19 protein-coding genes, 1 tRNA gene and 2 pseudogenes are annotated in these 16,909 nt (G+C 37.0%); 13 read left to right on the forward strand and 9 right to left on the reverse strand.

Features of this window, described 5'->3' with window-relative positions:
• From ACQR30_RS04405 to ACQR30_RS04420, 4 genes are all read left to right on the forward strand, one after another.
• Positions 1-316 (forward strand): hypothetical protein (locus ACQR30_RS04405; RefSeq protein WP_429731820.1); only part of this gene is annotated, 316 nt, incomplete at its 5' end.
• A 60-nt stretch (positions 317-376) separates the two neighbouring features.
• Positions 377-757, forward strand: a complete 381-nt coding sequence (locus ACQR30_RS04410) for a hypothetical protein (protein ID WP_429731823.1) — start codon at positions 377-379, stop codon at positions 755-757.
• Between the two features lie 141 nt (positions 758-898).
• Positions 899-1,051 carry a hypothetical protein gene (locus ACQR30_RS04415; RefSeq protein WP_429731825.1) on the forward strand — a complete coding sequence of 51 codons (153 nt, stop codon included), beginning with the start codon at positions 899-901 and terminating at the stop codon, positions 1,049-1,051.
• A gap of 231 nt (positions 1,052-1,282) precedes the next feature.
• Positions 1,283-2,473: a HEPN-associated N-terminal domain-containing protein gene (locus tag ACQR30_RS04420; protein ID WP_429731828.1), complete on the forward strand. Its 1,191-nt coding sequence runs from the start codon at positions 1,283-1,285 to the stop codon at positions 2,471-2,473.
• Positions 2,474-2,546: 73 nt separating this feature from the next.
• On the opposite strand, the gene ACQR30_RS04425 is transcribed toward ACQR30_RS04420, so the two are convergent.
• From ACQR30_RS04425 to ACQR30_RS04450, 6 genes are read right to left on the reverse strand one after another with little or no spacing between them, the layout of a single operon-like run.
• Positions 2,547-3,449: a hypothetical protein gene (locus tag ACQR30_RS04425; protein WP_429731831.1), complete on the reverse strand. Its 903-nt coding sequence runs from the start codon at positions 3,447-3,449 to the stop codon at positions 2,547-2,549.
• Positions 3,413-4,531 carry a DUF4365 domain-containing protein gene (locus ACQR30_RS04430; RefSeq protein ID WP_429731834.1) on the reverse strand — a complete coding sequence of 373 codons (1,119 nt, stop codon included), beginning with the start codon at positions 4,529-4,531 and terminating at the stop codon, positions 3,413-3,415. The genes ACQR30_RS04425 and ACQR30_RS04430 overlap by 37 nt, the downstream gene beginning before the upstream one ends.
• A gap of 27 nt (positions 4,532-4,558) precedes the next feature.
• Positions 4,559-5,401 (reverse strand): hypothetical protein, encoded by an 843-nt coding sequence (locus ACQR30_RS04435; protein ID WP_429731837.1) that lies wholly within the window; start codon positions 5,399-5,401, stop codon positions 4,559-4,561.
• 27 nt (positions 5,402-5,428) lie between these two features.
• Positions 5,429-6,166 carry a TIGR02391 family protein gene (locus ACQR30_RS04440; protein WP_429731839.1) on the reverse strand — a complete coding sequence of 246 codons (738 nt, stop codon included), beginning with the start codon at positions 6,164-6,166 and terminating at the stop codon, positions 5,429-5,431.
• Positions 6,167-6,186: 20 nt separating this feature from the next.
• Positions 6,187-7,104, reverse strand: coding sequence for an abortive infection family protein (locus ACQR30_RS04445; RefSeq protein ID WP_429731842.1), 918 nt, complete (start codon positions 7,102-7,104; stop codon positions 6,187-6,189).
• Positions 7,097-7,918 carry an XRE family transcriptional regulator gene (locus ACQR30_RS04450; protein ID WP_429731845.1) on the reverse strand — a complete coding sequence of 274 codons (822 nt, stop codon included), beginning with the start codon at positions 7,916-7,918 and terminating at the stop codon, positions 7,097-7,099. Before ACQR30_RS04450 ends, ACQR30_RS04445 begins: the two co-directional genes overlap by 8 nt.
• 60 nt (positions 7,919-7,978) lie before the next feature.
• On the opposite strand from ACQR30_RS04450, the gene ACQR30_RS04455 reads away from it, so the two are divergent.
• From ACQR30_RS04455 to ACQR30_RS04465, 3 genes and pseudogenes are all read left to right on the forward strand, one after another.
• Positions 7,979-8,227: a hypothetical protein gene (locus ACQR30_RS04455; protein ID WP_429731848.1), complete on the forward strand. Its 249-nt coding sequence runs from the start codon at positions 7,979-7,981 to the stop codon at positions 8,225-8,227.
• A pseudogene (locus ACQR30_RS04460) lies at positions 8,218-8,493 on the forward strand (PHP domain-containing protein); the annotation flags it as partial. The gene ACQR30_RS04455 and the pseudogene ACQR30_RS04460, both read left to right, overlap by 10 nt.
• Positions 8,482-10,031, forward strand: a pseudogene (locus ACQR30_RS04465) (hypothetical protein). The pseudogenes ACQR30_RS04460 and ACQR30_RS04465, both read left to right, overlap by 12 nt.
• A gap of 177 nt (positions 10,032-10,208) precedes the next feature.
• Here the strand turns inward: ACQR30_RS04465 and ACQR30_RS04470 are convergent.
• Positions 10,209-10,292: transfer RNA gene (locus ACQR30_RS04470), tRNA-Leu, on the reverse strand.
• Between the two features lie 151 nt (positions 10,293-10,443).
• Positions 10,444-11,100 carry a tRNA1(Val) (adenine(37)-N6)-methyltransferase gene (locus ACQR30_RS04475; RefSeq protein ID WP_429731851.1) on the reverse strand — a complete coding sequence of 219 codons (657 nt, stop codon included), beginning with the start codon at positions 11,098-11,100 and terminating at the stop codon, positions 10,444-10,446.
• A gap of 241 nt (positions 11,101-11,341) precedes the next feature.
• Between ACQR30_RS04475 and gatC the strand changes: the two genes are divergently transcribed.
• From gatC to ACQR30_RS04490, 3 genes are all read left to right on the forward strand, one after another.
• Positions 11,342-11,635 carry an Asp-tRNA(Asn)/Glu-tRNA(Gln) amidotransferase subunit GatC gene (gatC, locus tag ACQR30_RS04480; protein ID WP_429731854.1) on the forward strand — a complete coding sequence of 98 codons (294 nt, stop codon included), beginning with the start codon at positions 11,342-11,344 and terminating at the stop codon, positions 11,633-11,635.
• A gap of 15 nt (positions 11,636-11,650) precedes the next feature.
• Positions 11,651-12,367 (forward strand): ABC transporter ATP-binding protein, encoded by a 717-nt coding sequence (locus ACQR30_RS04485; protein ID WP_429731857.1) that lies wholly within the window; start codon positions 11,651-11,653, stop codon positions 12,365-12,367.
• Positions 12,368-12,437: 70 nt separating this feature from the next.
• The gene (locus ACQR30_RS04490; RefSeq protein WP_429731860.1) at positions 12,438-13,001 is read left to right on the forward strand and encodes a cob(I)yrinic acid a,c-diamide adenosyltransferase; all 564 of its coding nucleotides are present in this window, start codon (positions 12,438-12,440) and stop codon (positions 12,999-13,001) included.
• Positions 13,002-13,245: 244 nt separating this feature from the next.
• Here ACQR30_RS04490 and ACQR30_RS04495 read toward each other — a convergent pair whose 3' ends face one another.
• Complete coding sequence (locus ACQR30_RS04495; RefSeq protein ID WP_429731863.1) at positions 13,246-13,902, reverse strand: ABC transporter ATP-binding protein; 657 nt, start codon at positions 13,900-13,902, stop codon at positions 13,246-13,248.
• A gap of 126 nt (positions 13,903-14,028) precedes the next feature.
• Between ACQR30_RS04495 and ACQR30_RS04500 the strand changes: the two genes are divergently transcribed.
• From ACQR30_RS04500 to ACQR30_RS04510, 3 genes are all read left to right on the forward strand, one after another.
• Positions 14,029-14,250 (forward strand): DUF2795 domain-containing protein, encoded by a 222-nt coding sequence (locus tag ACQR30_RS04500; protein ID WP_091397889.1) that lies wholly within the window; start codon positions 14,029-14,031, stop codon positions 14,248-14,250.
• A gap of 167 nt (positions 14,251-14,417) precedes the next feature.
• A complete protein-coding gene (locus ACQR30_RS04505) occupies positions 14,418-16,550 on the forward strand; it encodes a polysaccharide lyase family 8 super-sandwich domain-containing protein (RefSeq protein WP_429731865.1) in 2,133 nt (710 codons plus the stop codon).
• Complete coding sequence (locus ACQR30_RS04510; RefSeq protein WP_429731868.1) at positions 16,547-16,864, forward strand: cupin domain-containing protein; 318 nt, start codon at positions 16,547-16,549, stop codon at positions 16,862-16,864. The genes ACQR30_RS04505 and ACQR30_RS04510 overlap by 4 nt, the downstream gene beginning before the upstream one ends.
• Positions 16,865-16,909: the final 45 nt, after the last annotated feature.

A 16,909-nucleotide genomic window follows, 5' to 3' on the forward strand; every position in this document is an offset into this window, starting at 1 on the left:
CCACAATTATACTGAACCAAAGCTTTTTTTGGACAAACTTTACAATGACGGTCTTGTAAATTTCCAGGAGAATGAAAATGCATATCAAATTAATTTACAGGGAATAGAATTTATAAACAAAGGCGGCTATACAAGTAGGACGAAAGATTCGAAGTTGAAAAATTTTTGGTCCATAATTAAAATTATTGCAATTGCTTTGAATGCAATTGTTCTAATAATATTTGCATATTTCAGTTTCAAGAAAGACAGGTATGAAATGGGAAATCAGAATAAAGTCCAAATAGAAAAGTCTGATTCCTTAAAGAAGGCGCAATAGTAAACCGTAGTGGATAAAGCGGCGATCTATGGACTGAAACAAGCTTAAATTTCAACGGGTATGACGAATAAAACAAAATGGTTTCTTTCTCTTTCTGTGTTTCTCACAATTGTGGTTATTTGCACCCCCATATTTTTTTATGTAAAAGATTTCCATGAGCTACAGCGTTCTGATAATCCATCAGACTGGGCTGCCTTTGGCGATTATTTTGGTGGCATTCTGGGGCCAATAATATCGCTATTAACATTAATTGTTACTATAATTATTGCGGTCAATCTTAGTAAGATTGAAAGGCGTAATCATGAGGAGGCCGTTAATTCATCTGTAAAGCCATTAATTGAGATTGAAGATGATGAATTCTTTTCGTCAGATATGACAAGGATGAACCCATCAATTAACGAAGATTTTTATGATTATTCTCCGCCTACGAAACCAACCTAACCACATGAGCATTTTTCAAACCCTTTTTATTTAAAAATCTCTAACCTAGGTCTTGGTCTTGCAAATAATGTCATAGCCACATTCCAAATCGATTTAAATCAATTAAGAAACTTATTGGTTATTAATAATTCTAAAATAGAAGTGAGATCTACAGAAGTAAACGCCGACAATGAAAAGAATAGCTATATCAATTTAACTATTAATGCACCATATTACAATTACAAAGGATATCGAAAAATACAAGAAATAGAGAGTATTAACCTAAGTGCGATAAATAAAGGCAGTGATTCCTGATCAAATTATTGGAGCATTTCAGTTATTTAATTCTTTACGTAAACTTAATGACGATCAAACCTCTTTCCCAACAATTACAGTGACGTTCGATTACAAAAATATACACGATACGCCACTAAGTATGAAATTTAGAATAGCCCTAATACACAAGCGTGACTATCCTAATTTTTCATTGTTTGAAATTAGGCATGCCCCGGTATCATAAATATTTATTTACAAAATAGTTAAGAAATGAGTGGAGTATTAGAAGAAGCAATGAATTTATGGAGTTATGGGTTAAATGGTGTACCGGACAAATGTGTTTGTGCTGATCATATTGAAGATACTGCGGTTCGGCAATTTGTAAAAAGAAATGGTGAAAAGGGTTGCTGTGATTATTGTGGAAAAACAAAGGCAGTAGCCGAACTTGAAAAAGTAATGATATTTCTAATGGAGACTGTGTGCAACTTTTATACTGAAGCTGCGGAGTTTGCTCCCTACAATAGCGCAGAAGGTGGCTATTTAACGCAAACATTCGATGGATGGGAAATATTAGAAGATAAATTTCAATTAGAGATAAACAATAGTAAACTTTATGACGATATGAGAGATTCTATTGACTATGGACGTTCATGGGCAAGTGAACAGGAATTTCACGGAACGGGTCCGGATCGTCGATTTCTTTCATGGGAGAAATTTACACATATCGTTAAGCATCGGGTTCGTTATCAGTTTCAATATTATACAGATTACAGCGATACCTGGGAAGTGCCTATTGATCCTGCGAGAATACTTAAAGAAATTGGCAAACTTGTAAAGAAATATAAACTCTATAGTGTATTAAGTGAAGGACAGCGATTACACAGGGCACGTCAGCACTCAAATGAAGATACTCCCAATAAGAAAGAAGAGCTATGCGCACCTGATGATCGATTTACGAAAAATGTGAACAGAATGAGCCCTGCTGGCATATCAATGTTCTATGCAGCATTTGAATTAGAAACGGCTCTATTGGAAACTTTGTACGAAGATGATGAAATGAAAAAGATCACTCATGTTCAGTTTGGGTTGAAAAGCTCAGTTAATGTAATTGACCTTAGTAAACTTCCCGATGTACCAAGTCCATTTGATCAAAATAAAAGGGAAAAATATTTAGAAATTGTTTTCCTGCATAGTCTGGTTAGAGATTTGGCAAAGCCAATAAAAAGAAATGGTATGGTACATATAAAGTACGTGCCTACTCAGATCATTACAGAGTACTTCCGTTATGGGTTAAAGCAGCAAATTGATGGGTTAATATACCCATCTACAAAGAATAAGGGTAAAAAGGCAATTGTATTGTTTTATGGTCATTATGAAAGCATGGAACATCTACAATTTGTAGAAGCTACTTTAGAAACCCACGAAATTGAAGAATACAAAGATTTATTTAAAGAGCTATAAATGGAAAGTGAATTCTGAATAAATGCAAGGATAACAAATTGATTAATCCCAATTAACTATGATGGGGCCAGAATCACATTCGCCACCATTCCAATAACTCATTCATATCTGTGCTTTCATGGGTTGTTAGCCCGGTTGCTTTGCTCTGGAGAACAAATTTGACTGGCTCATTGTAAAGGTTTTCTTTGGTATTTGTTTCATTGTAAACTCGTAAAGCCTGAACGTTTTTATCAGTACACCTATTTGCGAAAATCCTTAATGCCTTTATTTCGTTCCGTAGATTTTCAAACTGATTATGGTTTAATTCCAAGGAGGCATTTAGCTTTTTGGAGAACCAATCTAATTTGGAATCATCCATTTCTTTCAGGAAAGCAAATTGATTATCGGAAAACATTAGATCATGCTTTCTGCCTTTTTGATTTTTAATTAACTCAGTAACAACTAACTTATATCCTGTTAAATCTGTATGTTGCTCCAATGCTATTTTTGCTTTGAAGATGGATTCTTTATCCACATCATCATTATATTCATAATATTGTCTGGATACATCCAATAATTCTAATGCATCACAAAGAGAAGAATGTGCTTCTTTGAAAAGATTATGTCTTATATAAATCTGGTAGGCATTCAATAGTAAATTGATCCTGCTTAAAAGTAATCTTTTGTGATCATCAGACTTTTCTATAATATCGAAAGCGATTGTGGTTATTTCCTTTGACAAGAAATGGCGCGCAACTACAGATTTCAAATAGGCTTCCAGCACGGGGTCCTGCAACTTCTGAAGATCCCTCCTTAGATCCTCGGCAATTTTTGCAAATTCCATTTCCCGGTTGATAGCTTTTAGAGCCAAACTCTTTCGCCTGTCTAAGTCTAAGTTATATCCCATGCATTCTTTCAGTCGAAATTTTGCAATCTCCTCGTGGTTAAGCTTATTGTTTATTAAGCCAAGATTCTCTGCATTCCATATTCCAAACATCGCTTTAATGTTGGCAGGGATAACCGTACTTTTTTTATCCTTAATTGAACATCATTGATACTCAGCTTGATGCTTTCTGGTATTTCTTCGTCTGCTTTTAGTTCTAATAATTTATAGAATGTAACATTGATCTCAAGCATTATCTTGTTATGCTCATTTGTATCACGATTCGAAATGTCTGTAGCGGTAGCTATAAAATCTTGAATAGACACTTCTCCTAAACCTAACCCAATTTTGAGTTCAATATAGTCAGATACCATCTTTTCGTTTGGGGTAATACCTGTGGATTTGAGAAACCGCTTGTTATAGAGTCGGGCTTCAGAATACATTCCTATCTCACAATAGGTGGCAGCCGCCAGCTTGAGCAGCTCCCTATCGGCACATATTTCATTATGTGATAGCCGGCTGATTAATTCGTAAACGATATGCAGATCGTAATTATTGAGCAAAAAAATGCCATACTCAACAAGCATTTTCTTTACATCATCCAGGTTATTCCAGTCGTAACCGGTATCACCTGACAGATTAGTTGTTGGCAATCCATATTTAGCTCCATGTGAAGACTGCATTTGGGCCGCGCTGCGAAAACGATTTATGAAAATGTCATGGATCTTTTTTACGCCATCGCTGTCCATCACATTTTCTATGGGTATTCTGATATTTACTGTGTCGTTATCTTGCCATGCATCGGAATCTCGGTCCGTCATTAATCGCTCGTAGATTTTGTCAGCATAATCATAAAACATCTTGTTTTGTTCAAGAGAATATAAAACGATTAACCCCCTTGCAGGAATTCGTCTCATTATATATCCCAATCTGGACGTTTCAATATTGTATGATATATGAGTTCCGTCAGAAACAAAGGTTAGCTTCTCTACACTTTTTAACTGAAGAGCAAAACGCCATGCAGTTATATTAGTTCCGTTTTCAATTAATTCTACGTCATAATCGCAACCCTTATCAGGAACATCCCTTCTACATATATACCCAGCGGCCTGATTAAGGCATCCTTCTAAAGCAACCTCAGAGATGTTACTATTTTTCGAAAATCTGTCAATTTGTGGAGTATCTTTAAATGCCATGCTTAAATATTTATTTCTTGTGAATTGCTAATATTTTAGATGCTTCCAATTGCTGTTGTTCTTCCAGTTTGATCCGCAATAGGTTAACAAAGAAGGTTTGAAATACAAGCTGTCAATAATTTTTAGATATTTCATTGCTCTCATTAAGCCACCAGTATGCTCAGGCTCGATGGCGATCGTAAAACCGCATAGCCTTTTTAGAATCCATTGGATTAATGGACGGTTAAAATTTAAAATTTCGGTAATAGCACTCTCCGCCAAATATGAGAATTTGCTGGGATTGGTAGCCCCACCAGTACTATATGGATTGCCAAGGACGAAAAAATCAAGATCAATATCGAAATATACCGTATCGATAGTGCTGCTTAATAGGGACGCTTCCATCGATTCAAATGTTTTGAATCTTTTTATTTGATGAACGTTCCCGTATTTGTCAATTAATTCCATATCCTCCCATTCCTGCCGGATTCCTTGTCTGCAATGGACATAGATGTCACCAATTAAGTTGAGATATGCCGCAGTAGCTATTTGTTCGTCGTTAAGGGCTGACAAGCTGGACCAACTAAAGAGACTTAACGCGGTATTTGATTCCATGTCCAGTTCATCCAGCCATTGTTTTTGTTGATCTGTCGGGAAGGCCAGGTCTTGATGCCAGTCAAGAGTAACTAATGTCGGCGGAATATCTTTAATAATTTCTTCTTCTTTTAATAGCCTATGCCATTTTGCCCAGAAAAAAAATGCATATCTGTGCTCAAAAAAAATCGCCACCTCCACTGACCTTATTGATGACTCAAAAGGGTGCGGCAATCTATCTGTCAAAGAGCCAGGAGGCATTACATACTTGTCATTCTTAAATCTTAGTGGTTCCATTTTAAGTATTGTTCGAGGTACTTTATATCAACTTTTAAAATATACTGCCTTGTCCAGCTGCCGATACAAAAATGAGATCAGGCTTAGTATGTCTAAGCAGTCTTGCCGGTTAATGGGCCAAGTTATAGCCGGTTCGTGAGCGGTAGGGTTTCTTATAGCACTCATTAGGCCTCCTGATATGAATTTTATTCCATCCTGGAAATCTTTGTCCGTTTGAGACTGGCAAGGCGTTACTTTGAGCACTCCGCTTTCTGATGCCCAAACATTTAGCATTAATGGCTGTCCATCTTTTTCATTAAGGGACTTGGTTTTTACATCTTTGTTAAAAGCTTTAGCGCTTTCAAAGACTGCGTGAAAATAATTTTCCTGGACAAATAATCGTTGTGAATGCTTATTGACCTCAGCGTGAAAATTCCGCTTTAGGAATTCGTCAATTCCATCTTTATATATCAAGTTATAAGGGCAATTATTTCTTTCTAAGAATTCGATTGTTGACCTCTTGTATTCCTCCGGAGTCAATTCAAAACAAAAATCCACAAGCCGCTTTAGTCGCTCTGTGGATTCCATTGAAGTTTTTGCAAGGGACAATATCCAATTATATAAACACTGTGCTCTAACCGAAGTAATTGAAGGATTTGGAAATTCTTCTTTATTGATTTTCAGAATCGAATATGCTGCCCGATCAATACTGTTGACCGAAGTGGAGTATTTAAGTGCATCACCGATTTGGGTTGCTATTAATCTAAAATTTATTTCTGTTGACATTATTATTTTCGTTTTGATATTTATACCACGATAAGTTCTGCCTTTTCTCCAATTGCAGCCAAATAGAGAACAACTACTTCACTGGTGATTCCTACAATTAGTTTAGCATATTTGGTTTCTAATCCTTTAAAGTCGGCGTCTTTACCATGTCCGGTACCATAGCTATTTCTTAACTCGCTAACACCGTGTACAATTGAGCCAATTCCACCGAGTATTTGTCGAATTGCCTTTTCCGCCTTATGGGGATCTGCTGCATCTTTTGGAGAGAAATCTAGTACATTGGTTGTTTCTTTAAGAAGCTGAGGTAATGTCCAGTTTGAATCAATAATGACCTTTTTTTGTTTTAAAATGGATTTGCATGTTGTTTCTAAAAGTTCTTTGGCCGTTCCAATAGCAAGATCGGTATCACTATTTAACGCCTGAGTCATAATCTTAATCTTACTATTGACATAATCTGTATTAAAGTGTTTTTTAATCTCATCACTTTTTGCATGCAGAAGATCTCCTCCTGCGACTATTTCTCTTCCGCCAAACGTTGGCCTTTCTGATATTTCGCCTGTAGGAACAATTTCAAACCCATCTTTTTGCAAATAGGTATTGTATATTTTTAATAATACAGAGACCTCTTCATTATTGGTTCTCATACGTGGATGTATTGTTTCACATAAAAATCTTAGATACAAGTCATCGTTGCTGTAAAACAGATTGATACGGGGATCAGTATATATCCAATCAATATCCCAATCTATATTGTTTACCATATGTTGATAGATGTCGTCATAAGCATTTGTGTATCTCGTATCTCGGGAGGGTAAATCTTTTAAATTAATTAGTCTCATTAAAAATGTAGGTTCGTCTTGATTTCCGTGATACCATAATTTTTTTAGAGTCATTTCATCTGCTATTTGTCTCCTTGTTACGTCCGTAATTCTATTCATAAGTTTTTTTATTTAGTTTTTTTAAATCACTATGCATCACTTCTAACAACTGCCTTACCTCATGGATTTCCGTAGGCTCTTCCGGAAGACGGTCAAGATGCAGTTTTTTAAATTCCCAGAATTCCAGGATTTCTTCTCCTTCTACAATATAGGGCTTGTATAGCGGATTGAGAGATTTTAGTATGAAGTTCTTTTCTTTTTTATTTACGGTTACCAGTTTAAATACAAAATTGTTAGCCCCTTTCAGTACGACAATACAAGGAGTGTCCGGCTTCATTGCCAGCCAGTTCTCTACGTATGCCCCGGTTACTTCCGCCTTGTCCGGGACCGGGTACATAGAATCTCCTTCTGCCTGGAATGTTCTGTATGTTCCGTTTCTGGAAAGGGAGGGTATGTTATACTTGGGTAAAGCATTAATATACTCGGGATCGTTGTACCCTGAAGCATAACCCATTTTCGCCTTTATCGGTACATATTCGGAATTTTGCCGGTTTTCGCTATCAACAGTAATCGGCAATACCCGGATCTTCGAGCCGATCATAAAAACATCGTTGCCGGCTTCCAGGTCACGGAGCTGTAGCTCCAGTAGCCTGGAAAGATCGATCTGTACCAGGCTGTCTATACTGATTTTGAAGAATTTTGAAAATTTAACTAAGTCTTCCAAAGCGGGGTTTCTAGTCTTTCCGGATTCTAATGCATTTAATTTAACTCTTGTAAAATCAAGTAGTTGTGCTATCCCTTCCTGGCTTAATTTTTTGCGCTCTCTTAAAAACCTGATGTTATCAGGGAAAAATATTTTTTGCTGCTTATTCATTCTTTGATATTATTGGAATCAATTTATTGATATTAATAGTATCAAAAGTAGTTAATTTATATGGAACCGCAAATTGTGCATTGTGATTTGGATACATTTTTTGTATCAGTGGAAAGGTTGTTGAGCAGCGACCTGGTGGAAGAGCCTGTTCTGGTAAGCAGCCTCTCTGACTGTGCTATGGTAGCGCCATGCCCCTATGAGGTCTGCAGGTTTGGCATCCATTCCGCCATGCCGATGCGACTGGCACTTCAACTTCTCCCGGGGTGCTGTCATTGTGAGGATAAAATCAACAGAAGAGTATGTTATTGAACGTTCATAGTTATTATAGCTTACGATATGGCACCTTAAGCCTTGAACAGATCATGGAGGATATGATGCTGGCCGGTTATGATACCGCCGTGCTTACGGATATTAACAACAGCTCGGCGATGCTTGATTTTATTCGCCTTACCAAAGAAAAAGGTCTTAATGGCATTGCAGGTATGGAATTCCGTAATGAAAATGAATTGCTTTATATCGGTATTGCAAAAAATCAGCAGGGCTTTAAGGAGCTCAATGATCTCATGACAAAGGCTAACAGGGATAATAAATTATTGCCCGCCACCGCGCCTGAATTTAGCCATGCCTTTGTAGTCTATCCTTACGGTAAAAGAAAAATAAGCGATCTGAAAGAGCATGAGTATATAGGAATTCGTGCTGACCAGCTTAATAAGATAAGAACGGAAACAGCGTCTAATTACGAGCGCTATTTGATACTTCAAACCGTATCTTTTCATGCCAAAGACTACAAGCTGCATTTGCAGCTCCACTCCATTGATAACAATATCCTGATATCCCAGCTAAAACCACATCAGGCGGGACAAAGAAGTGAGGTAATGATACCTAAAACACAGTTGTTACTGGCTTATAAAGATTTTCCAAAGCTGATAGGCAATACAAACAGGCTACTGCAGCAATGTAGTTTTGATTTCAATTTTAAAGAGGTCAAAAACAAGAAAACATTTACAGGCAACAGGTATGACGATAAAAGGCTTCTGCTTAAATATACAATGGACGGTTTTGCAAGACGCTACGAAAAAAATGATAAGGTAGCCAATGAGCGCGTGATGAAAGAACTGGAAATAATAGACAACCTGAACTTTTCCTCTTACTTCCTTATTACGGATGATATATGCAGGTATGCGAGGACAAAAAACTATCATTACGTCGGCAGGGGGAGCGGGGCAAATAGTATCATTGCTTATTGCCTGGGCATTACAGATGTCGATCCCATTACACTCAACCTGTATTTTGAGCGTTTCCTGAACCCAAAGCGCAAAACACCTCCTGATTTCGACATAGACTTTTCATGGATAACCGGGATGATATCTACGATTATATCTTTCACCGATACCAGAGTGGTCATGTAGCCTTAATGGGCGCAATGAGCACTTTTCGCTCACGCTCCATTATCCGGGAACTGGGAAAGGTCTATGGTCTGCCCAAAAGCGAAATAGACCGTTTGGTACACGAGCCAGAGCACATGCTGAACAAGAACGAGGTAACGAACATGATCCTTTCCGTCTATAACCAGATGGCCGACTTTCCTAATCAAAGGATGATACATGCCTCTGGGGTATTGATTTCAGAGCAGCCTGTCACTAACTATTGCGCTTTGGATTACCCACCTAAAGGACTGCCTACAGCACAGTTTGATATGTATGTAGCGGAGGATATCGGCTTCGAGAAGTTCGATATTCTTTCTCAACGCGGTATCGGTCATATCAGGGACTGCAAGGAAATTATCAGGCAGAATACAGGGGCCGTCGTCAGTACCGATGACCCGCACCGCTTTTTTAGAGATGAAAGAATTGCGGCACAGCTAAAATCTGCCGATACTATCGGTTGCTTTTATATTGAGAGCCCGGCCATGAGGCAGCTCATTACAAAGCTGCAATGCGATAACTACTTAACGCTGGTAGCTGCGTCCTCTATCATAAGACCGGGGGTAGCCTCGTCCGGCATGATGAAAGCCTATATTGAACGGCATCATGATCCGGAAAAGGCAATTTATCCGCACCCTGTTTTTAAGGAGCAACTGGAAGATACCTATGGCGTTATGGTGTACCAGTAAGATTTGGGAACGCCTGTCGCCAGTAGATTTGGGCGAAAATCCCGTTTGTCAAATTAGCCATTTTCGTTTGTCAAATATTTGTCAACAATGATGGCAATAAGCGTAAAAAAGGCATTAAAAATGACAAATGAAGAAATTAAAAAACCCTGTAAATCAATCGTTTACAGGGTTTTTAAGTGCCCAGAACAGGAATCGAACCTGCACTCCCTTGCGAAAACCAGATTTTGAGTCTAGCGCGTCTACCAATTCCGCCATCTGGGCTTCAGATGTATATTTGGGATTGCAAATGTAAGTGCATCATACTAATCTGCAAAAGATTTTTCAAAATTTATTCGCAACAACTTTTTTTTCGCCAAAATACCTTTTTCAAAATCCTCAATATCTTTTTTACTGTTTTCATTATGTGGTAAAATTACAAATACAAATAGTAATCATTCAATAATTGGACAAATTTTAAGGAATACTTGCCATCTCCAGTTTTTATAGTTATTTCTTCTTCAGTACTGGATATGGAGTTTTTGCCGAAAAATAAGACGCTTCTGAAGAAATCGTGTTTTGGAGTTTGGCGGATGAATATTTTCTTTTGTAAAAAAAGTTGTTCTTTCTTCGCCAATTGCTCAAAATAATTATTACGTGAATATGGAAGCAGTACGCAGAATAGACCTTTTGAGGCTAAGAAATTTTTTGCTATAGTAATTAATTGAGCAAGCGATAACTGTGTTGAATGTAGCGCGAGATTCCGTTTTGTATTTTCCGATTTTAAATCATTTTCAAAAAATGGTGGGTTGCAAAAAATAATATCGTATTGTTTTTGAAGATTGCTGGTATAAGCTTGGATACTCGCTTGATAAATGTGCAATCTGTTCTTCCATCTCGACTGGTGAAAATTTCCTGCCGCTTGCTCACAGGCGGCTTCATCAAGTTCGACAGAATCAATAGAACAACTACTATTTTTTTGGGCAAACATTAAAGAAAGTAAGCCGGTCCCGGCTCCGATATCCAATGCGTTTCCTTTTTCTATCGTGGGTAATAATGCTCCAAACAAGCAAGCATCGGTACACACTTTCATGGCGCATTTGTCTTGATGTATGATGAATTGCTTAAATTGGAAATATTGATTAGGCACTTAAATAAGTAAATGGTACAAGTCAAAATTAAAAAGTATTGAGGAACAAACAACTATAAACGACAAATGTAGAATAAAGATCATTTAATTCTACTCCTCCCACTTTTCCTATTATCATATTCTTTAAAATTGCCGCTCGTCCAAAATTTTGGGCAACTTGCGTTGCTTTGCTTATTTTTGTTAAATGGTAGAAATTACAAATAAATTGGTGGATGACTTAGCACATCTATCACGGCTGACATTTAACGAGGAAGAAAAAGAAGCGATAAAATCTGATTTGAAAGAAATGATTTCGTTTGTCGAGAAACTGAACGAGGTAGACACTTCTGACGTAGAACCATTGCTGCACATTACCCCCCATCAAAATATTCTGCGTGACGACGTTGTGGAAGGAAGTATTACTCGTGAAGAGGCATTGCGAAATGTCCCTAATACTGATGGTGAATACATTTTAGTTCCCAAAGTGATTAAAAAATAATTCTAAAAAATAATTATGTCTTCTATCATTCATTTAGATAAAATAGAGAAACAATATATTATGGGTGGGCATGGAATACCCGTTTTAAAAGGTATTTCACTCGATATTTTTAAGAATGAATATGTAGCGTTGATGGGGCCTTCCGGTAGCGGCAAAAGCACCTTGATGAATATTTTGGGTTGCTTGGATACCCCTACTGGTGGTACTTATATTTTAAACGGGAAGGATGTAAGCAAAATGCCGGATGATGATTTGGCAGATGTAAGAAATGTGGAGATCGGGTTTGTGTTTCAACAATTTAATTTGTTGCCTAGGCTTACTGCGGCAGAAAATGTGGCATTGCCGCTTATATATGCAGGTGTAAGCAAAGAAGAAAGAATGGAGCGTGCGATTGCAGCCTTGGAAAAAGTGGGGCTAGGTGATCGTAGTCATCATAAATCTAATGAAATGAGTGGTGGACAAATTCAACGTGTAGCTATTGCCAGAGCTATTATTAATAACCCTGCAATTCTTTTGGCTGATGAGCCTACAGGAAATTTGGATTCTAAGACTTCAGTAGAGGTGATGGAAATCTTTGGCCAGATTCAAGCCGCCGGGAATACGGTAGTTTTAGTAACACACGAAGAAGACATTGCCGAATATGCTAAGCGAGTGATACGTTTGCGTGATGGCATCATTGAATCTGATAGTTTAAACCCTTCGCAGAAGGGCAGCTTAGTCTTGAATCCTTAAAACTTAAATTCTTCTATTAAAATATCTAAGATATTTGATATTTTGCGCAGACTTTATTAACTCAATTGATTTGGCAAAAATATATACAAAAACGGGCGACAAGGGACAGACATCTTTAATTGGTGGCACGCGCGTAAAAAAAAATAATTTGCGTGTTGAATGTTATGGAACGGTCGATGAACTAAATGCAGCGATTGGTTTGCTGAATGATTATTTGGCCACTATTTCTTTGTCTTCTGTTTTAACAGAGATCCAAGATAGATTATTTACGATAGGTGCGGCATTGGCCTGCGATCCTCAAAAAGAACCGCGCTTCGCTATTCCGGATTTAAAAGAAGGAGACATTGTTTTGTTGGAACATGAAATAGATAAAATGAATGAGTCTTTGCCTAAGATGACGCATTTTATTTTACCTGGTGGGCATATTATTATTTCACATGCACACTTAGCCCGAACTATATGCCGTCGCACCGAACGCTTATGCGTGACACTTTTAGAAGAAGTAGCCGATGAGAATATTACGCTGACTATTAAATATCTCAACCGTCTCAGCGATTATCTTTTTGTTTTAGGTAGGTTTCTTGGACTTCATTTAAAGATAGCAGAAGTGAAGTGGAAACCGAGAACAGATTAATTGGAAAATGCGAGAAATATGTATGTCATAAAATTTATTCCACCCATAATTTCTGTAGATAAGTATCCAATTGTTTAAGGTTTTTTTGATGAATGAAAATAATAGAATTAGTATAATGGAATGGTATATCTTCCATTAAAAGAGCCGCGAACATATGTTTAGGCTATTGCATATAACGAGGTGCCTCTATTTTTTACTGTAGTTTATTTATCGTCGAAAGGAAGAGTAATACATTACATCTTATTTATTTCTCCCAGATTTGTCCATCTTTCATTTTTAAAATCCTATCGCTCATATCAGCCAGTTCTGCATTGTGTGTAACGATCAAAAATGTCTGGTCAAATTCATCCCGAAGTTGTAGAAATAAATTGTGTAATTCTTTTGCGTTTTTACTGTCAAGGTTGCCGGTAGGTTCGTCGGCAAATACAATGGCGGGTTTGTTTATCAACGCGCGCGCTACAGCGACGCGCTGTTGCTCGCCACCACTCAATGCGTTTGGTTTATTTTCTAAATGGTTTGCTAGCCCCAGCATTTTTAGCAATCTAATTGCTTCTATTTCCACTTCTTTTTTCTTTTTTCCTGCTAACCATCCTGGGATACATACATTTTCTAATGCATTAAATTCCGGCAAAAGGTGATGAAATTGAAAAACAAAGCCTATATTTTTATTTCTAAAAGCAGCTAATTTTTTATCTTTTAAATTATGAATTGATTGGTCATTTAGATAAAATTCTCCTTTGTCACAACTATCTAAAGTGCCAAGAATATGCAGCAGCGTAGTTTTCCCGGCTCCAGAAGAGCCAATAATAGAAACGATTTCTTTCTTTTTTATTTCTAAGCTTACACCTTTTAAGACCTCTAATTGGTTGTATTTCTTGTGGATATTTACAGCTTTGAGCATAGTCTGTTTATTCTTATTGTTGCAAACATACTTTAATTTAACTATACCTTAATTACGCTATTTAAAAATGTTATTTGGTAGTTCGCAATGATGGATTACTTTTGCCGAAATTTAAATTGGAAAGATATGTTTTGGACTTTAGAATTAGCGAGCTATCTTGAAGACGCACCTTGGCCCGCAAGCAAGGATGAATTGATAGACTTTGCTATACGCTCAGGAGCCCCCATAGAAGTAGTCGAAAATTTGCAAGAATTGGAATACGAAGGTGAGGTATATGAGAGCATAGAGGATATTTGGCCTGATTACCCAAGCCAAGAAGACTTTATGTTTAACGAAGATGAGTATTAATTAGAGAGTACTTCTTTTATAAGAAACGGGTTGCACGCAAAAAACATTGTGTGCAACCTGTTTTGCGTTGATATTAATGATGGAGCCCGGGAAAGCCTTATTGATCTCTTGCCATGAAACGCAAATTGTTGCTTACATTTGAATAAATATTCATTTTTTATAAAAGTATGAAAACGTATTCATTAATTTTATTTTGTGCCATTATTAGTACAAACATATTTGCATATGTTCAAAAAAGCTCGGGTGAGAAAGTTAAAGCAGGTGATTTTATGATTATCGGACATCAAATTGTGTCGGGGCTTCGCCTAAATGAAGGCAATGCTGCGCAGCAAGATGAAAATATTGTACGGCTGCAAAGGTTATTGCGAAATGATGGTTCCTTTAAAAATATCGACTATAATAGTAAAAGAAGAGCTAATTGGCCGGTTTCTGAACACTTATTCCATGTTCAGTCTTTTGCAATTGCGTATACCAATTCTTTAAGTAAAAATTTTAAGGATAAAGTCTTGTACGGGAATATAATTGCTGCTTTAGAATATTGGAATAAAAAAAACCCTATTTGTCCCAATTGGTATTCCAATGAGATAAGGTGCCCGCAAATCTTGGGGCAAATCTTGTTGACTTTGCAAGATGGAGATATTGCTATTCCCAATTCTTTAAAAGATTCTTTGCTTATAAAGATGGAGCGCGGAAATATGTACAAGCAGACTGGAGCTAATAAAATTGACGTGGCACTTCATTATCTTTATCAGGCTGTAATTACAAAAAATAAACCTCTCTTAGATTCTGCTGTGGAACAATGTTTTGAACCCATTTCATTTACTACCCAGGAAGGTTTGCAGTATGACTATACTTTTCTGCAACATGGCCCACAATTACAAATAGCGGCTTACGGAATGACATTTATGAATTGCGAATTTAAGATCGCTGCGTTTTTAAGAAATACAAAATGGTCAATCCCTCTAGACAAAAAGAAGATGCTGGTTTATTATTTCAATCGGGTATTTCTACAAACTTTAAGGGCCGGTTATAGTGATTATAGTACGACAGGTCGAGGCTTCTCACGTAAAGGAGACATCTTTAAGAATTTATCATTGGCAAGCGGCCTATTGCATAATGTGGCGTTGGTTTGCCCTGAAGATAATTTGTTATATAAAGAGGTAGAGGAAAGAATTATGAATAAAAAACCAGCCTCGTTTGGTATTAAAGCTTTGCATCGACAATTTTGGAAAGGTGATTACACGTTGCAAGTCCGGCAGGATTATTTATTCTCTGTTAGAAGCAATTCTGTGCGTACAAACAGGACTGAAACAGGTAATAGCGAAAATTTATTAGGTCGTACAATGAGCGATGGAGCTACAGATATACAAAGAAGAGGGGACGAATATAATGGAATTTTTCCTTTGTGGGAATATGATAAAATCCCAGGTGTAACCTCGCGAGATTTTAGGGCAGATATTCCTGCAAAGACACAGTGGGGGCACTTGGGAACTACAAAATTTGTTGGCGGAGTTTCAGATAGTCTTTACGGAGCCAATGTTTACCAACAAAATTTTGACGGTGTACAAGCTAAAAAATCTTATTTCTTTTTTGATAAAGAAATTGTTTGTTTAGGTGCTGGAATTTATTGCGATGCTGAACAGCCTATTACGACAACAATTAATCAATGTTGGTTGAATTCAAAAGTCTTTAGTTCTAATAATGGGTTAGTAAAAACTGATATTGATTTTGATTTTGGAACCCAAAGAGATAACTGGTTGTGGCAGGATAGTATCGGTTATTTTTTCCCTGAAGGTGGCAATATTCGCGTAACACAAGATTTTGAAAAAAATAATTGGGGGCGAATAAATGGAATGTATAATGAAAAAGATACTGTAAGTGGATATATTTTTAAGACTTGGTTGAATCATGGTGTAAAGCCACAGAACGCCCACTATGCTTATATTGTAGTCCCTGGTGTTAACGAAAAGAAAATGAATAACTATCCTATTTCCAATATTAAAATATTATCGAACAATGACTTTTTGCAAGCAGTTTACCATACAAGATTAAAAATATTACAAGCTGTCTTTTATCGAAACGGATCATTGACTTATGACAAAAATAGAATCTCAGTAAGCAAACCTTGTGTTTTGATGTTGAAACCTGCCCGCAATGGAGGGGTTAGTCTCTCTGTGTCTGACCCGACTCAATTGGAAAAATATTTAGAAATAGAAATAAATGATAAAAAATATAATTGTCAATTTCCAGCAGGGAATGATGCAGGTCGTACGATTGAATTAAATATTAATAATATATGAGTAATACAGGTTTTATTTTCAAAAAAGATTTATTTGTCGAAACGCCTGAGTCTGGCATTTCACGGCAATTGTTGGGTTATGACGAAACAATGATGATGCTTAAGATAAGTTTTGAAAAGGGCGTTGAGGGCGCGATGCATCAGCATCAACATACGCAAGCAACTTTTGTTGAGTGCGGTGTATTTGAGTTTACCATCGGCGAAGAAAAAAGAATCGTAAAGCAAGGTGATGCCTGTTTTATGGTTTCCAATATCTTGCATGGTTGTGTATGTTTAGAAGCCGGTACATTAATAGACGTTTTTACGGGAGTGTAATATAAACTGTGTCAGCTAATTTTTTATTTACCTTTACTGAATCAA

The sequence above is a fragment of the Arachidicoccus sp. genome, from assembly GCF_050436765.1.
Classification (GTDB): domain Bacteria; phylum Bacteroidota; class Bacteroidia; order Chitinophagales; family Chitinophagaceae; genus Arachidicoccus.

What these genes read in the sequence shown, in the direction of transcription:
- ACQR30_RS04410 (WP_429731823.1), top strand. Translation starts at nt 377, where the DNA reads ATGACGAATAAAACAAAATGGTTTCTTTCTCTTTCTGTGTTTCTCACA.
- ACQR30_RS04500 (WP_091397889.1), top strand. Translation starts at nt 14,029, where the DNA reads ATGTTTTGGACTTTAGAATTAGCGAGCTATCTTGAAGACGCACCTTGG.
- ACQR30_RS04455 (WP_429731848.1), top strand. Translation starts at nt 7,979, where the DNA reads ATGGAACCGCAAATTGTGCATTGTGATTTGGATACATTTTTTGTATCA.
- ACQR30_RS04445 (WP_429731842.1), bottom strand. Translation starts at nt 7,104, where the DNA reads ATGAATAGAATTACGGACGTAACAAGGAGACAAATAGCAGATGAAATG.
- ACQR30_RS04505 (WP_429731865.1), top strand. Translation starts at nt 14,418, where the DNA reads ATGAAAACGTATTCATTAATTTTATTTTGTGCCATTATTAGTACAAAC.
- ACQR30_RS04420 (WP_429731828.1), top strand. Translation starts at nt 1,283, where the DNA reads ATGAGTGGAGTATTAGAAGAAGCAATGAATTTATGGAGTTATGGGTTA.
- ACQR30_RS04450 (WP_429731845.1), bottom strand. Translation starts at nt 7,918, where the DNA reads ATGAATAAGCAGCAAAAAATATTTTTCCCTGATAACATCAGGTTTTTA.
- gatC (WP_429731854.1), top strand. Translation starts at nt 11,342, where the DNA reads ATGGTAGAAATTACAAATAAATTGGTGGATGACTTAGCACATCTATCA.
- ACQR30_RS04425 (WP_429731831.1), bottom strand. Translation starts at nt 3,449, where the DNA reads ATGTTTGGAATATGGAATGCAGAGAATCTTGGCTTAATAAACAATAAG.
- ACQR30_RS04485 (WP_429731857.1), top strand. Translation starts at nt 11,651, where the DNA reads ATGTCTTCTATCATTCATTTAGATAAAATAGAGAAACAATATATTATG.
- ACQR30_RS04475 (WP_429731851.1), bottom strand. Translation starts at nt 11,100, where the DNA reads ATGAAAGTGTGTACCGATGCTTGCTTGTTTGGAGCATTATTACCCACG.
- ACQR30_RS04495 (WP_429731863.1), bottom strand. Translation starts at nt 13,902, where the DNA reads ATGCTCAAAGCTGTAAATATCCACAAGAAATACAACCAATTAGAGGTC.
- ACQR30_RS04430 (WP_429731834.1), bottom strand. Translation starts at nt 4,531, where the DNA reads ATGGCATTTAAAGATACTCCACAAATTGACAGATTTTCGAAAAATAGT.
- ACQR30_RS04440 (WP_429731839.1), bottom strand. Translation starts at nt 6,166, where the DNA reads ATGTCAACAGAAATAAATTTTAGATTAATAGCAACCCAAATCGGTGAT.
- ACQR30_RS04435 (WP_429731837.1), bottom strand. Translation starts at nt 5,401, where the DNA reads ATGGAACCACTAAGATTTAAGAATGACAAGTATGTAATGCCTCCTGGC.
- ACQR30_RS04510 (WP_429731868.1), top strand. Translation starts at nt 16,547, where the DNA reads ATGAGTAATACAGGTTTTATTTTCAAAAAAGATTTATTTGTCGAAACG.